Genomic DNA, 14,944 nt, shown 5'->3' with positions numbered 1-14,944 from the left:
CATCACGCGGGCATTCACGCTGGTTGTTCACGCTATGCGGCGGCGATTTCCCGACCGTGACGCTGATGTAACGGCCACATCACACGCCCCTCATCAGTCCGACGAACCCGAGAGAGAAACCGATGTTGCACGGGCGAAACACGAGAGGGAAGTGGCGGAAACACGCGAAACTTACCGTGGTGCCATGACACTCACTGCCGTTGCCTCCGTCGTTCATCCGGCCACCGGTACTGACCAGGCCACCGGTACTGACTTAGCCACCGGCGCGTGGCGGCCCGTCTGCCCGCTGGACGCTCTCGAGCCTCTGCACGCCGAGGCCGCCCTGGTGGATCAGGAGCAGGTCGCCCTGGTGCGACTGCCCTCCGATCAGGTGATGGCGGTGTCCCACTGGGATCCCTATGCGAAGGCGTACGTGATGGCCCGCGGGATCGTGGGCTCGAAGGCCGGCCGTCCCACGCTGGCCTCGCCCCTGCACAAGCAGGTCTACGATCTGGCCACCGGTGCCTGCCTCACGGACCCCACCCTGGAACTGGTCACCTATCCGGTGCGCATCACCGACCGCATGGTCGAGGTTCGCCGAGCGGCATGACTGCTCTGGTGGCCGTGTCCCACGGCACCGCCGACCCCCTCGGTCAGGAACGCATCGCCCTGCTGGTCCGGTCCGTTGCCGAGGACGTCCATCTCGCCCACGTCGACGTCCAGTCGCCTCGTGTGCAGGATGTGCTGAACTCCTTGCCGCCGGGCCGGCCCGCCGTCGTCGTGCCGGTCCTGCTCTCGAGCGGATACCACGTCAAAGTCGACTTGCACGAGGCCGCCGTGGCCGCCGATCGGCCCGTGAGCGTCGCTCCGGCGTTGGGCCCCGACGATCGACTGGTGGACGTGCTGGTGCAGCGGGCCCTGGAGTCCGGCTTCGTGCGCGGACACCACCAGCTGGTCCTGGGGGCGGCCGGATCCACCGACGCCGGCGCCATCGACGACTGCCGTGCTGTCGCCGAACGCCTGGCCGAGCGGCTGGAGACTCCCGTGAACGACGCCTACCTCTCGGCCGCGCGCCCCGGCATCGCGGTCGCCGTCGGGAGGCGTTGCCGGGAAGGACCGGGGCGGCCGGTGATGGTGCTCAGTTATCTGCTGGCTCCCGGATACTTCCAGTCGTTGCTGATCGCAGAGGCGACGGCCGCCGGCGCTGAGAGGGTCACCGTGCCGTTGCTGGGGGAGTCCGGTCCGGTGCCAGAGGAATTGGTCCAGTTGGTGCTGACCCGCTCTGCTCAGCGCGGCGTCGTACTCCGGTAGAGCAGCGTTCACCTGAGAGTTGCCTGGAAGTCACCGGAAAAGAAGTTCCGGCCGATTGGATGTGGTGGTCCCCACTCCGTCTCCGGAAGGTATTTTCCGACATGAGTACACGCCGACGTTTGTCCGGTGCCGTCGCACTGGGTCTTTCCGCCGCTCTGACCAGCGCGTTCGCCGCCCCCGGCTTCGCTGCACCGGTCGCAGAACCATCCGCAGAGCCAGCCGCAGAACCAGCCGGCGAGACTGCCGGGGGGCAGGCCTTCCATCGCCTCGCCACGCTGCCGGCTTACGAGAACCAGCTCTTCGAGAACGACGAGGCTGACAAGAACGCCGAAACTGTCGCCGAGATCTCTGCCGTCACCGCGGACGGCAACACGGTGATCCACACCGACGCCGCCGCCGGTGGCATCGGTTTCGTGGACATCACCGATCCGGAGAACCCGAAGCCGGCCGGCTTCAAGAAGACCGATGGTTCGCCGACCTCCGTCTATGCCACGGAGAAGTACATCATCGTCGTCACGGACGCCACTGAGGACTACACGAACCCGACCGGGACTGTGGAGTTCTGGGATCCGGAAACCCACCAGCTGCTGCAGAGCGTGGAGCTCACCGGCCAGCCCGATTCCATCGACGTCTCTCCTGACGGTGCCACGGCCATGATCGCCATGGAGAACCAGCGGGACGAGGACCGTGAGGACGTGGACGGCGGACTGCCGCAGATGCCCGCCGGCGAACTCGCCGTCATCGATCTCGGCGTCGAGGACATCACCGAGATCACCGCCGACTCCGTGAAGTATACCGACCTGACGGGCCTGGAGGCACTGGATACTCCCGAGGACCCCGAGCCCGAGTACATCAAGTTCTCCCCGGACGGCTCGAAGGCAGCCCTCACGCTGCAGGAGAACAACGGCGTCGTGATTCTGGACGCCGCCGGCGAGGTTCTGGATCACTTCAGCGCCGGGTCGGTGTCTCTGGAGGGCGTGGATACGGTCGAGGACGGGAATCTGTCCCTCACCGGCTCCCTCGAGGAGGTCGTGCGAGAGCCCGACGCCATCGGCTGGATCGGCAACGATCACGTGGCCACGGCGAACGAGGGTGACTGGAAGGGCGGCAGCCGCGGCTGGACCGTGTTCGACGCCGACCCGGAGTCCGATTCGTTCGGTGGGGTGACCTGGGATGCGGGCACCTCCTTCGAGAACATCGCCCACCGCTACGGTCAGTACCCCGAGCACCGCTCGGAGAACAAGGGCTCCGAGCCTGAGGGCCTCACTGTGGAGACCTACGGTGACACCACCTATGCCTTCGTCGGCTCTGAGCGCGGCAACTTCGTGGCCGTCTACAACGTGAACGATCCGGCCAACCCGGTCTTCACCCAGCTGCTGCCGTCCACCAATGGACCCGAGGGCCTGCTCTCCATCCCGGAGCGTGATCTCATGGTGGTCTCCTCCGAGGAGGACGATGCCGAGAACAACGTTCGCGCCACCGTGCAGGTCTTCCAGCTCGGTGACGGGCCGGCCGACGTGCCGACCCTGAAGTCCGCCGACGATGAGAGCGCAGAGAGCGCCGAGGGACAGCCGATCACGTGGTCCGCTCTGGGCGCCCTGTCCGCCGTGCCGGGCGAGGACGACAAGGTCTACGCCGCTCCGGACAACTTCCTGAGCCCGTCGCGCATCTACACCGTCGACACCACGACTCAGGACGACGGCGGTCCGGCCACGATCGAGTCCGAGCTCGTGCTGGACGAGGGTTACGACGTCGAAGGCCTCTGGGCGGACGCCGACGGAACCTTCTGGCTGGCGGTCGAGGGCGAGGCCGGCGACGCCGGTGCCGAGGGCAACCAGCTCGTCCACGTCGACGCCGAGGGTGCGGAGATCGACACCGTGGAGATGCCCGCGGAGGTCGCGGCCGGACTGAAGGGCCAGGGCTTCGAGGGCATCGCCGGCGTCGGTACGGGTGAAGACGCCGTGCTGTACACCCCGGTCCAGCGTGCGGCCTCCCAGGACGCCGAGAACGTCGCGCGCATCGGCAAGTACACCGTGGCCACCGGCGAATGGGAGTGGTTCGGCTACCAGCTCGAGACCACCGACGCCGACGGCGACTGGATCGGTCTGAGCGAGATCACCGCCGTTGACGAAGACACGTTCGCCGTCATCGAGCGGGACAAGCTCAATGGTCCGGACGCCGCCCTCAAGAAGGTCTACACGGTGGACATCACCGGCGAGGGCAAGGCCAGTGACGAGGCGCTTACGCAGGACGACGTCCTCGAGAAGACGGAGGCCATCGATGTGCTGCCGGAGCTGCAGCAGCTCAACGGCTGGACCCAGGAGAAGCTGGAAGGTCTGACGATCGCCGGCAACGGCCAGGTCTACTCCGTCACCGACAACGACGGCGTCGAAGACGCCACCGGCGAGACCGTGTTCCTGAACCTCGGTACCGCCGAGGAGATCTTCGGCGAGGGCTCGACCGATCCTGAGGAGCCGGGTGAGCCGGTGGTTCCGGAGTTCTCGGATAATGAGCCGGGCTCGGCGTTCTATGCGCCGGTGCAGTGGATGGCGGCGAACGGGATCTCGGTCGGTTATGCCGATGGGACGTTCAAGAAGACGCAGGATGTGACTCGTGGGGAGACCACGGCGTTCTTGTACCGGTATGTGAAGCCGGAGTTCGCGGCTCCGTCCGAGAGTCCGTTCAGTGATCTCAATGCCGGTGGGGCGTATTACCGTCCGGTGTCGTGGGCTGCTCAGGAGCAGATGACGGCTGGTTTTGCTGATGGGACGTTCAAGTCCTCGCGTGCGGTGACGCGGGGGGAGTTCGCGGCGTTCTTGTATCGGTTGGCTGATCCGGAGCATGTGGCTCCGGGGCAGAGCCCGTTCGGGGATCTCAATGCCGGTGGGGCGAACTACGAGGCGATCACGTGGTTGGCTTCGGAGGGCATCACGGTGGGGGACACGCAGGGTGATTTCCATCAGTCGGATGAGATCACGCGTGCGGAGATCTCAGCGTTCATGCAACGGTTCGATCAGTTCGCGGCCCAGCACTGAGGGCGGGGTGTGATGGCCTGATGGCCTAGCGCCCGAAGAGAAAGTGGCCCGTCTCTAGGGGTTTTCCCTCAGAGGCGGGCCACTTTGTTCATTTTGAGACTCCTGCACGCGGGACTCGGTATTGGACGCTTCTCCAACCCGCGTATCTGACGCCGCGTGACAGGGCTCACCAAATTATAGAAAAGTGCTTGACGGCACCGCCTTCGAGCGGGATAAGCTCAGCTCATTCCGGCCATATTCCTTCGGGACAACCGGGATTCTCCGCGGGATCAATGATGATCTCGTGCTGATCACTACGCACCGCACTGTGAAAGGGTCATCCCATGACTTCCACTCGCCGCCTTTCTGGCGCCGTCGCACTCGGGCTCTCCGTCGCCCTGACCGGAGCCTTCGCCGCACCTTCCTTCGCCGATCCGGCGGAGGGGGCCACCATCGAGACCTCCACGTTCGTGACCGTCACCATCGATGGCGTTGAATACGGTCAGCTGACGGACCTCTATACCGATGGCACTCGGATTGTCACCGTCTTCACCGACGCTGACGGTGACAAGGAGGTTGACCACGACACCGAGGCCATCCTCAGCGTCACTGAAATCAGTACTGACGGAACCGAAACGGTGACGGTCGAAGAGGGCGACGTCACCACGGTTACGGAAACCACCCCAGACGGGACCGTGACGGAAACCGTCACCAACAGGGCCGCGGGTACTGAGGTCGTGACGGTGACCGCCCCGGATGAGACGTCCACGGTCACCACCACGACGGTCGAGGGGGAGAAGGCGGATCCGGACGGCCAGACGGTCACAGTCTTGGAAGAGGTCTTTGACGCCGAGGGCGAGCTGCAGGGCTCGACCGAGACCATCACCGTCACGAAGTCCGACTTCACATCCGAAACGGTCACTGTCACCGAGGCCGACGGCACCACCACGGTCACCGTGACGGTGACCCAGACCGACTCCATCGTGGAGACCGTGACGGAGTACGACGCTGAGGGCAATCCGATCAGCATGGAGCGGACGACCCGTGAGCAGACATCGGACACGGTGACCGAAGAGGTCACCGAGCCGGGCGTGGACGGAGAGGTCGGCACCGCCGACGACATCGTGACCGTCACCGTGACCAACCCTGACGGCAGCGGCACCATCTCGGTCTACGACGGCACCGGCGAGCTCATCAGCCACCGCCAGTTCAGCTCCAGCGATCCGGAGCCGGAACCCGAGCCTCAGCCTGAACCGGAGCCGGCGGTCGTTTTCTCGGACAACCCGCCGAACTCCGCCTTCTACCTTCCCGTGCAGTGGATGGCGGAGAACGGGATCTCGGTCGGATACGCGGACGGGACCTACAAGAAGACCAGGGACGTCTCCCGCGGTGAGACCGCTGCGTTCCTGTTCCGCTACATCGATCCGGTCGACTTCGATGCTCCGCCGACCTCTCCCTTCGGTGATCTCAACGAGGGTGGCGCGTTCTACGACGCGATCACCTGGGCCGCCGCCGAGGAGGTCACCGTCGGTGACACCGAGGGCAACTTCAACGCTTCAGAGGACGTGACCCGCGGCGAGTTCGCGGCGTTCCTGTACCGTCTGTCCGGAGTGAACTTCGACGCGCCGTCGACCTCCCCGTTTGGCGACCTGAATGCCGGTGGCGCCAACTACGAGGCCGTCACGTGGCTGGCCTCCGAGGGGATCACCGTCGGTGACACGCAGGGTGATTTCAATCAGTCGGATGAGATTACCCGTGGCGAGATCTCTGCCTTCATGCAGCGCTACAACGCCTTTGTCGCCGGCTGAGTAACGCTCAGTACGCGGCAACGCCACACGTCAACGCCACACGTCAACGCCACCTCCATCCTCGTGGAGGTGGCGTTGTCGTGTGGGCCGGTAAGCTGGATCGCGGCCGGAGGACTGGCCGGAGCCGACACGAAACCCGGAGGAGCATCGTGGGCGTGAACCCCGAATTGCAGGGGCGGAGCTATCCGCCCACTGAGCCCTACGTCGTCGGGCGAGAGAAGATCCGTGAGTTTGCCGTGGCCGTCCAGGCCACTCACCCGGCTCACCATGAGGTCTCCGCGGCGCAGGAGCTCGGGTACGCGGACCTCGTCGCCCCACCCACGTTCCTGGTGATCCTCGCGCAACGGGCCGAGGCCGCCGTCGTGGCTGATCCCGAGGCCGGTATCGATTTCTCTCGCGTGGTCCACGCGGACGAGCGTTTCACCCATCATCGCGCCGTGGTGGCCGGCGATGAACTGATCGGCACTGCCTCCGTGGAGTCGGTCAAGACCCTCGGCGGGCACACCATGGTCACCACCGCCACGGAGATCACCACGACCGGCGGCGAGTCCGTCAGCACCGTCCGGTCCACGCTCCTGGTCCGCGGGGAGGAGGCGGCATGAACAAGGGCGAGTCCATCGGCTCCACCACCATCACCTTCGACCGCGCCGGTCTGGTGCGCTATGCCGGTGCCTCGGGGGACTTCAACCCGATCCACTGGTCTGAGTCCACCGCGCGGTCCGTCGACCTCCCGGGCGTCATCGCCCACGGCATGCTGACCATGGGTGCCGCCGTCCAACTCGTCACCGACTGGTGTGGGGATCCCGGGGCGATCATCGATTACCAGACCCGCTTCTCATCCATGGTGCCCGTGGACGAGGCGGAGGGAGCCGTCCTGGAGATCTCCGGCACCGTCGGAAAAGCCGATCCCGACGCCGGCACCGTCAGGATCGATCTGAAGGTCACGGATCCGCGTCGAGAGGACACCCGAGTCCTCAGTAAGGCCCAGGCCGTGGTCCGGGTTCCGTCCGGATCCGACGCGTGAGGCTCGCCGAGCACACCACCAGCCGCGTCGGGGGGCCGGCGGAGCGCTGGGTCGTGGCGGAGTCGGAGGCCGACGCCGTCGAAGCGATCCGGGCGGCCGACACCTCGGAGACGCCCCTGCTGGTCCTGGGCGGCGGTTCCAATGTCCTGATGGCGGACGCCGGCTTCCCCGGCACGGTGGTCACGATGGCGTTCTCCGGCGTCGAGATCGTAGAAGAGGGTCCGTCCACGGCGCTGGTGCGGATGGCCGCGGGGCAGAACTGGGATGAGGCCGTGGCGTGGACCGTGGCGCAGGGCCTGTCCGGTCTGGAAGCGCTCTCCGGCATTCCCGGCTCCGCCGGCGCCACTCCGGTGCAGAACGTCGGCGCGTACGGTGCCGAAGTGTCCAACACCCTGGTCCGACTACGCGCCTGGGACCGTGAAGAGGGCCGTCTTGTGGAGCTCTCGAGCGAAGAGCTGCGCTTGAGCTACCGCGACTCGATCATCAAGCAGTCTCTCGGGGGCCACTCCGCCACCCCGCGGTGGGTGGTGCTCTCCGTCGACTTTCGGCTCACCCGGTCCGGCAGTGCCGCTCCGGTCCGCTTCGCGCAACTGGCCTCGGCTCTGGGCGTGGAGGAGGGCCAGAGCGCCCCGCTCGAGACGGTGCGCCACCACGTCCTGCGGTTGCGGGCCAGCAAAGGCATGGTCCTGGACGCCGACGATCACGACACCTGGTCCACCGGCTCCTTCTTCACCAACCCGATCGTCCCGGCCGAGGTCCGCTCGAGTCTGCCCGAGGGGGCGCCCGTCTTCGGCGCCGGGGAGGGACGCGTCAAACTCTCGGCGGCGTGGCTGATCGACCGCGCCGGATTCGCCAAGGGTTTCGGCCTGCCGGATGGACCCGCCGGGGGCCGCGCGTCGCTGTCCACCAAGCACACGCTGGCCGTGACCAATCGGGGCAGCGCGACCGCCGAGGACCTGCTGTCGGTGGCCCGCGCCGTCCGGGACGGGGTCGATTCCCATTGGGGGATCCGCCTGCACCCGGAGCCGGTGCTGATCGGCTGCTCACTCTGAGCCTTTTCCGTTTGGCAAGAATGATTGCCATGCAGTCGTGGGTGGGCGCATTCTGGGGAGATGAACCAGAACAACACTCTTGATGTGCTCGTCGTCGGTGGCGGTGCCGCCGGCTTGGCTGCCGCGGTGACCCTGGCCCGGTCCCGCCGCTCCGTCACCGTGGTCGACGGCGGTCGTCCCCGCAATGCTCCGGCCGAAGGCGTCCACGCGCTGCTGGGACGCGAAGGGATCAGTCCCGCCGAGCTGCTCGCCGCGGGTCGGCGCGAGTTGGCCGGTTACGGGGGAGTGGTGGTCGAGGGAGAGATCTCCTCCGTCCGCCGACTGCCGGACGACGGCTTCGAGGCCACCTTGTCCGGCGAAACGGTGATCTCAGCGCGTCGACTCGTCATCGCGACCGGGCTGGTGGACGAGCTCCCGGAGATCCCGGGACTGGCCGAGCGCTGGGGCCGGGATGTCATCCACTGCCCGTACTGCCACGGCTGGGAAGTCCGGGACCAGGCCGTCGTCGTGCTCGGCACCGCACCGGCATCCGTGCACCAGGCGCTGCTGTTCAGCCAACTGAGCGACAACGTCCGGTTCCTGGCCCACGCCGGCCCACTGGACCCCGAGGACGCACGCAAGCTGCGGGCGAAGGGGATCGAGATCGTCAACAGCCGGGCCAGGAGATTGGAGGCCGAGGGCTTCCTGCTCGCCGATGACAGCCTGCTTCCGGCGGAGGCCGTGGTGGTGGCCCCGCGGATGATCGCCCGGACGGCCGCCTTCGAATCGCTCGGTCTCGCCACGGAGGAGAACCCCATGGGCCGCTTCATTCCCGTGGATGCCACCGGGCGAACCGCGGTCCCCGGCGTCTGGGCGGCCGGGAATGTGTCGGATCTGTCAGCCCAGGTCGGAGCCGCAGCCGCCGCCGGCACCATGGTCGGGGCTCAGCTCAACGCCGAGCTGGTGATGGAAGGGCTGTAAGAAAGAGCGGGCGTCAGAGGTTTCCGGTGGCGATGGCCAGCATCCGGCGCACCGGCTCGGCGGCCCCCCAGAGCAGCTGGTCGCCGACGGTGAAGGCGGAGAGGTACTCCGGACCCATCTCCAGCTTGCGCAGCCGGCCGACCGGGATGGTCATGGTGCCGGAGGCAGCGATCGGCGTCAGCTCGGCCATCGAGGCCTCCTTGGTGTTCGGCACCACGGAGACCCACTCGTTGTCGTCGGCGATGATCTGTTCGATCTCCTCCAGCGGCAGATCCTGGGTAAGTTTCAGCGTCAGGGCCTGGGAGTGGGATCGCAGGGTGCCGATCCGGACGCAGAGTGAGTCGAAGGGGATGCGGGTGGAGGTGCGCAGGATCTTGTTCGTCTCTGCTCCGGCCTTCCACTCCTCCTTGGACATGCCGTTGCCGAGATCGGCGTCGATCCACGGGATCAGGGATCCGGCCAGCGGCACGCCGAACTCGGAGACGTCCAGCGAGTCGTCACGCTGAGCGGCGGAGACCTTGCGGTCGATGTCCAGGATCGCCGAGGCGGGGTCGGCGAGATCCTCCCCGACGACGCCGTTCAGTCCGCCGAACTGGGTCAGCAGCTCGCGCATGTGGCGGGCTCCGCCGCCGGAGGCCGCCTGGTAGGTCATGGCCGTGCCCCACTCGACGAGGCCGGCCTTGAACAGTCCGCCCAGGCCCATGAGCATGCAGGAGACGGTGCAGTTGCCGCCGACGAATTCCTTGACCCCGGCGGACAGGCCGGCGTCGATGACGTCGCGGTTGACCGGGTCCAGGACGATGATGGACGAGTCGGACATGCGCAGGGTGGAGGCGGCGTCGATCCAGATGCCGTCCCAGCCGGCCGCGCGGAGCCGTGGGTAGACCTCCGAGGTGTAGCCGCCGCCCTGGGTGGTGAGGATGACGGGCAGCTTGGCCAGGGCGTCGATGTCGAAGGCGTCCTGCAGCAGTCCGGCGTCGCCGCTCATGCCCTCGAACGTCGGCGCGGGGCGGCCGGCGGAGGACGTGGAGAAGAACACCGGGTTCAGGCGGGCGAAATCGCCTTCTTCGCTCATCCGCTGCATGAGCACAGAGCCGACCATCCCTCGCCAGCCGACCAGGCCCACGGTGGGGGTGGCGGCGGGATCGGACACGGACAGAGTGGCTGAATCAGGGGAAAGCATGGGGGCCAGTCTACGGGGCCGGGGTGTCCTGGGTCAGTGATCTGCGTTTCAGGGTCGCCCACACTCCGCCGGCGATGAACACCTGGGTCAGCAGCACGAGGAACACCACGCCCATGATCACGTTGTCGGTGAAGATCATCACCAGGCCCATCACGGCGGTGACCAGCCCTAGGATGGGACAGGCGATGAAGGCGATGAACGTCAGGGAGGTCTTGTTCAGCAGTTGACTCATGCTCGTTCCCCTCCTCGTTCCCATCGCTCGAACCGGTAGCCCTCGTGCTGGTCCACAGCGGTGCGGGTCCATTGATCATTCAGGGCGGGGGCGTAGGTGTCACCGGAGGCCGTGGACTCGATCACGGTGACCTCGGCGAGAGTGGCCACGTCGAGCGCCTGATCGAACAGGGTTGCCCCGCCGATGACCCAGATCAGGTCCAGTCCGTCCGCCTCGATGGCGGCATCGAGGGCCTCCTGAAAACCGGGCACGACGACGGCGCCGGCCTGCCGCATCTGCTCCGCCGCCTCGCGGTTGCGAGACAGGACGATGTTGGTCCGTCCGGGCAGGGGCCGGAATCGTTCGGGGAAGGAGTCCCACGTCCGCCGTCCCATGATGACGGGGTGGCCGTGGGTGAGTTCCTTGAAGTGGGCCAGGTCTTCGGGCACGTGCCAGGGCATGCCGCCGTCGGCGCCGATGACGCCCTCGGTGGTTTGCGCCCAGATCATGCCGATGCGGGAGGGGGTGTGCGTGTCAGACGGCAGCTCAGACGGCAATGGGGGCCTTGATCGTCGGGTGATGCTGGTAGTCGACCAGCTCGAAGTCCTCGAAGGTGTAGTCGAAGATGTCCTGCGGCGTCCGGTGGAGGGTCAGCCGTGGGTAGGGGTAGGGCTCGCGGGTGAGCTGTTCGTTCACCTGATCGAGATGGTTGGCGTAGATGTGGCAGTCGCCACCGGTCCAGACGAACTCTCCGGGCTCCAGTCCCGTCTGCTGTGCCATCATCACGGTCAGCAGGGCGTAGGAGGCGATATTGAACGGGACGCCGAGGAAGAGGTCCGCTGAACGCTGGTACAGCTGGCAGGAGAGCTTCCCGTCGGCCACATAGAACTGGAACAGGGCGTGGCACGGCGGCAGGGCCATGTTGTCCACCTCGGCCGGATTCCAGGCCGTCACGATGTGCCGGCGGGAGTCCGGCTGCGTGGTGATCGATTCGACGACCTTGGCGATCTGATCGATCTGGCCGCCGTCGGGTGTGGGCCAGGAACGCCACTGCACGCCGTAGACCGGCCCGAGCTCGCCGTCCTCGTCGGCCCATTCGTCCCAAATGCTCACGCCACGTTCCTGTAGCCAGCGGACGTTGGACTCGCCCCGGAGGAACCAGAGCAGTTCCTGCACCACGGAGGTGAAGTGCACGCGTTTGGTGGTGATCAGCGGAAAGGAGTCACCGAGGTCGTAGCGCAGTTGGCGTCCGAAGACGCTGCGGGTCCCCGTGCCGGTGCGGTCGTTTTTGACAGTGCCGTTCGCCAGGACCTCGGCCAACAGGTCCTCATAGGGGGTGGGAATGCTCACGAGTCCAGTCTACGCGGCCCGTCATAGACCATCGGGGTGCACTCGGGATAGCGCTGAAGGTAGTCCTGGACGTAGGTGCATTCCGGGACGATGAGGAACCCCTCGGCCTGCAGTCGGTTCAACACGATGGTCACCAGGGCCCGCGCATAGCCGCGGTGGCCGTAGGACTCCCGGATCACGGTGTGCTGCAGCACCACGACCGACTGCTCACCATCGGGGGTCTCGGCTTCGGCGTAGCCGAGGAACCCGATGAACTGGTCGTTCTGCCACAGCTCGAAGCGGCAACGGTCCGGGTCGCGCTCGACCCGCAGATCATCGTGGACGATCTTGGGCATGTCGTTCATGGACCGACCCTAGCTCAGTCGTACCAGACGTCGTAGGTCTCGATCGACACGATTCTGCCCCCAGAGTCGAGGGCCTGTTGCGCCACGATGACGGCCCCGGCCTTGAGGAACGGGTCCTTCTCCGGCAGGGCGGCCAGCACGGCGTCCAGGGTGTCCGCCCCAAGGACCTCCAGGATCGCGGGCAGCACCGGCCGATGCGTGCACAACAGTGTCGAGCGCTGCTTGGCCAGCAGGTTTGCGGCTTCCTTGCGCGCCTTCTTGGGCTTGTTCTTGGCCGACTTCTCGGTGAAGGCGCTGTTCGTCTTGAAACCGCGTTTCGTGTCCTTGATGTAGGGCGTCACGGTCTGGACGCACCGGGTCCACGGTGAGGTGATCACCTTGACGGGGTTCCACGCGCTGAGCAGCCGACGCACGGACAGCGCCTGCCGCTTGCCTGTCGCCGCGAGCGGCCGGGCCCCTTCGGCGCGGGACCACGAAGACCGTGGTTTCGCCTTGGCATGGCGCAGCACGATGAACGGGACGGTCCGGAGGATCCCGTCACGGTGCGCGGCGGCCAGGTAGTCCAGCGGCTCGACGTCGCTGGCGTTGGTCAGTGCGTCACGGGCCTGATCCACGGTCATCCACTCGGTCCGGTCCACTTCCTTGCCGTCCGGGACGGGAACGGATCGCCCTGCCTCGGCGGCCCAGTACCAGACCTCTTTGGGCGTCTTGCCTGACCCGACGGTGTATCGGGTCACGGGCAGGGGCAGCCCCAGATCCACGTGCAGCCCGATCTCCTCCCGGACCTCACGGACGGCGCACTCGGGCAGAGTCTCGCCCTCGTCGAGCTTGCCCTTGGGCCAGGACCAGTCGTCGTACTGGGGGCGGTGGATCAGCAGGACCTCGAAATCCTGGCCGGTGAGCCGCCACGGGAGCACCCCAGCGGCGAGGACCTCGGCCGTGGGCGCGGGGTGATGGAAATCGGCGGTGGAACGAGCGGCAGTGTGAGTTTGAGGCATATCAGCGTGAGGTTCGCGGGGCGTACATCACGTCGGTGTCCCAGCGGATGAATCCCAGTGCGCGATACAGCTTGACGGCCGGAGTGTTGTCCGCGTCCACGTACAGCATCACGGCCTCGACCCGACGCTGTTGCAGGTACCGAATGCCGGCGACGGTCAGCGCCCGGCCCAGCTTCTTGCCCTGGGCCTCTGGGACCACGCCGACGGAGTACACCTCCCCGAGCGGGGGGTGGCCGTCGAGACCCGGATGGATCTTGGTCCAGTGGAATCCCAGCAGCGTCCCGTCTGCGTCCTCGGCCAGCAGAAATCCTTCCGGGTCGAACCAGGGCTCGGCCTTCCGGGCGTCCAGGTCGGTCTGGTCCAGCGAGCCCTGTTCCGGGTGGTTCGCGAACGCGCGGGCATTGGCCTGCAGCCACGCGGCGTCGTCGTCTCCGGGAACGAAGGAACGCAGCGTGACGCCGTCGGGAAGCTCCTCGGTGGCAAAGGGCTCCTGGTGCGTCAGACGCATCCGGAGCAACTCGCGAACCGGGGCGTAGCCGAACCGCTCGGCCAGGCGACCGGCGGCGGCATGGTTGCCGTGGGCCCACGCGTGATAGCGCCCCGGCAGGCTCTCGGCGAGCGCCGTGGCCACACCCTGCGAGCGGCAGTTCGGGTGGACGACCAGCTCGAGCACCCCCGGAGTTCCCTCGGCTGAGCCGGGCTCGGGTTCAATCGCGACGGCGGCGCCGGCCAGTTCCCCGTCCCGTCCCTCGCGGTGGTCCAGCCAGGCGGTGACGGTGCGCACCCGGTCCGGATCATCGGTGGTCCGCAGTTCGACCCAGGTCTGATCGGAGAACGGCGGGTTGCCGTCGGCGGCCTCGGCGGCCTCGGCCAGCGACGTCAGGTCGCGCAGCAACCCGGCATCCAGTTGACCGGCGTTCGGGGTCAGGGACGGTTTCTCGTGCGGGTGCTCCATGAGTCCAACTCTAGATGCTCTGCTCGGACTCCCGTGTGCTTTCCCGGTCGTTCTCCCGAGGGACGAAGCGGTACCCCACGTTGCGCACGGTGCCGATCAGTTGCTCCTGATCGGAACCCAACTTGGCCCGGAGTCGTCGCACATGCACGTCGACGGTGCGGGTGCCGCCGAAATAGTCGTACCCCCACACCTCGTGCAGAAGCTGCTCGCGGGTGAAGACCCGGCCCGGATGCTGGACGAGGTGCTTGAGCAGTTCGAATTCCTTGAAGGTGAGGTTCATGGGCTCGCCATTGACCTGTGCCGTGTAGCTCGACGCGTCCACGAAGATGCCCGACGCGCGGATCGGCCGGTCCTGCCCTTCGGCCACGGGGAGCATCGCCAGTCGCAGTCGGGCGGTCACCTCGGCGGGACCCGCCGTGTCCAGGAGGAAGTCCTTGGCGCCCCAGACGGGGGAGAAGGCTGCCAGTCCGCCCTCGGTCAGCACCGGAACGATCGGCACTCCGGGAGAGGCGACCTCGAGAGCGCGGCAGAGATTGCGGGCTCCGGTCAGATCGCGGCGAGCGTCCACCAGCACGACGTCGGCGTCGGGCTGGTGCAGCAGTGATTCGGCCCGTGCCGGGCAGGACACCACCCGATGGTCGAGGAAGGCGAGGGATTCGAGCACCGCGGTGGGCTCGTCCGGAGAGCCGGACAGCAATAACAGCAGAGCCATGTGTCTCCTCGTCAGGTCGGGAGCCCCGGAAGGGATGGTGATG

The 14,944-nt window shown here is 66.9% G+C and carries 16 protein-coding genes; 8 read left to right on the top strand and 8 right to left on the bottom strand.

The window, feature by feature from the left end; genetic code table 11:
• Positions 1-184: 184 nt before the first annotated feature.
• The 8 genes from nirD (at position 185) to ACFQQD_RS02295 (ending at position 9,148) form a co-directional block, all read left to right on the top strand.
• Positions 185-589, top strand: a complete 405-nt coding sequence (gene nirD / locus ACFQQD_RS02330; RefSeq protein WP_378085791.1) for a nitrite reductase small subunit NirD — start codon at positions 185-187, stop codon at positions 587-589.
• Entirely contained in the window at positions 586-1,290 is a 705-nt protein-coding gene (locus tag ACFQQD_RS02325; protein ID WP_378085789.1) for a sirohydrochlorin chelatase, read from the top strand. Before nirD ends, ACFQQD_RS02325 begins: the two co-directional genes overlap by 4 nt.
• A gap of 101 nt (positions 1,291-1,391) precedes the next feature.
• On the top strand, positions 1,392-4,325 hold the full coding sequence (locus tag ACFQQD_RS02320; RefSeq protein WP_378085787.1) for an esterase-like activity of phytase family protein: 2,934 nt from the start codon (positions 1,392-1,394) through the stop codon (positions 4,323-4,325).
• A gap of 323 nt (positions 4,326-4,648) precedes the next feature.
• Positions 4,649-6,112 carry an S-layer homology domain-containing protein gene (locus ACFQQD_RS02315; RefSeq protein ID WP_378085785.1) on the top strand — a complete coding sequence of 488 codons (1,464 nt, stop codon included), beginning with the start codon at positions 4,649-4,651 and terminating at the stop codon, positions 6,110-6,112.
• A 149-nt stretch (positions 6,113-6,261) separates the two neighbouring features.
• Positions 6,262-6,714: a MaoC family dehydratase N-terminal domain-containing protein gene (locus ACFQQD_RS02310; RefSeq protein WP_378085783.1), complete on the top strand. Its 453-nt coding sequence runs from the start codon at positions 6,262-6,264 to the stop codon at positions 6,712-6,714.
• A complete protein-coding gene (locus ACFQQD_RS02305; protein WP_378085781.1) occupies positions 6,711-7,136 on the top strand; it encodes a MaoC/PaaZ C-terminal domain-containing protein in 426 nt (141 codons plus the stop codon). Before ACFQQD_RS02310 ends, ACFQQD_RS02305 begins: the two co-directional genes overlap by 4 nt.
• Positions 7,124-8,188 (top strand): UDP-N-acetylmuramate dehydrogenase, encoded by a 1,065-nt coding sequence (locus ACFQQD_RS02300; RefSeq protein ID WP_378086091.1) that lies wholly within the window; start codon positions 7,124-7,126, stop codon positions 8,186-8,188. The genes ACFQQD_RS02305 and ACFQQD_RS02300 overlap by 13 nt, the downstream gene beginning before the upstream one ends.
• A gap of 60 nt (positions 8,189-8,248) precedes the next feature.
• Positions 8,249-9,148: an NAD(P)/FAD-dependent oxidoreductase gene (locus tag ACFQQD_RS02295; RefSeq protein ID WP_378085779.1), complete on the top strand. Its 900-nt coding sequence runs from the start codon at positions 8,249-8,251 to the stop codon at positions 9,146-9,148.
• A 13-nt stretch (positions 9,149-9,161) separates the two neighbouring features.
• On the opposite strand, the gene asd is transcribed toward ACFQQD_RS02295, so the two are convergent.
• The 8 genes from asd to ACFQQD_RS02255 are packed head-to-tail and all read right to left on the bottom strand — an operon-like array spanning position 9,162 to position 14,901.
• A complete protein-coding gene (gene asd / locus ACFQQD_RS02290) occupies positions 9,162-10,331 on the bottom strand; it encodes an aspartate-semialdehyde dehydrogenase (RefSeq protein ID WP_378085777.1) in 1,170 nt (389 codons plus the stop codon).
• A 10-nt stretch (positions 10,332-10,341) separates the two neighbouring features.
• Positions 10,342-10,563: an NF038396 family protein gene (locus tag ACFQQD_RS02285; RefSeq protein WP_378085775.1), complete on the bottom strand. Its 222-nt coding sequence runs from the start codon at positions 10,561-10,563 to the stop codon at positions 10,342-10,344.
• The gene (locus tag ACFQQD_RS02280) at positions 10,560-11,099 is read right to left on the bottom strand and encodes a dihydrofolate reductase (RefSeq protein WP_378085773.1); all 540 of its coding nucleotides are present in this window, start codon (positions 11,097-11,099) and stop codon (positions 10,560-10,562) included. The genes ACFQQD_RS02285 and ACFQQD_RS02280 overlap by 4 nt, the downstream gene beginning before the upstream one ends.
• Entirely contained in the window at positions 11,089-11,892 is an 804-nt protein-coding gene (locus tag ACFQQD_RS02275) for a thymidylate synthase (protein ID WP_378085771.1), read from the bottom strand. Before ACFQQD_RS02275 ends, ACFQQD_RS02280 begins: the two co-directional genes overlap by 11 nt.
• Positions 11,889-12,236, bottom strand: a complete 348-nt coding sequence (locus tag ACFQQD_RS02270) for a GNAT family N-acetyltransferase (protein WP_378085769.1) — start codon at positions 12,234-12,236, stop codon at positions 11,889-11,891. Before ACFQQD_RS02270 ends, ACFQQD_RS02275 begins: the two co-directional genes overlap by 4 nt.
• Positions 12,237-12,250: 14 nt before the next feature.
• Positions 12,251-13,234: an NUDIX domain-containing protein gene (locus tag ACFQQD_RS02265; protein WP_378085767.1), complete on the bottom strand. Its 984-nt coding sequence runs from the start codon at positions 13,232-13,234 to the stop codon at positions 12,251-12,253.
• Between the two features lies 1 nt (position 13,235).
• Positions 13,236-14,189: a mycothiol synthase gene (gene mshD, locus ACFQQD_RS02260; protein WP_378085765.1), complete on the bottom strand. Its 954-nt coding sequence runs from the start codon at positions 14,187-14,189 to the stop codon at positions 13,236-13,238.
• Between the two features lie 10 nt (positions 14,190-14,199).
• Entirely contained in the window at positions 14,200-14,901 is a 702-nt protein-coding gene (locus ACFQQD_RS02255) for a winged-helix domain-containing protein (RefSeq protein ID WP_378085763.1), read from the bottom strand.
• Positions 14,902-14,944 lie beyond the last annotated feature (43 nt).

This window comes from Citricoccus sp. GCM10030269, from assembly GCF_042665635.1.
GTDB lineage: Bacteria > Actinomycetota > Actinomycetes > Actinomycetales > Micrococcaceae > Citricoccus.
Note: the sequence above shows the minus strand (reverse complement) of the source record. Positions and strands in the feature narration are given on the sequence as shown.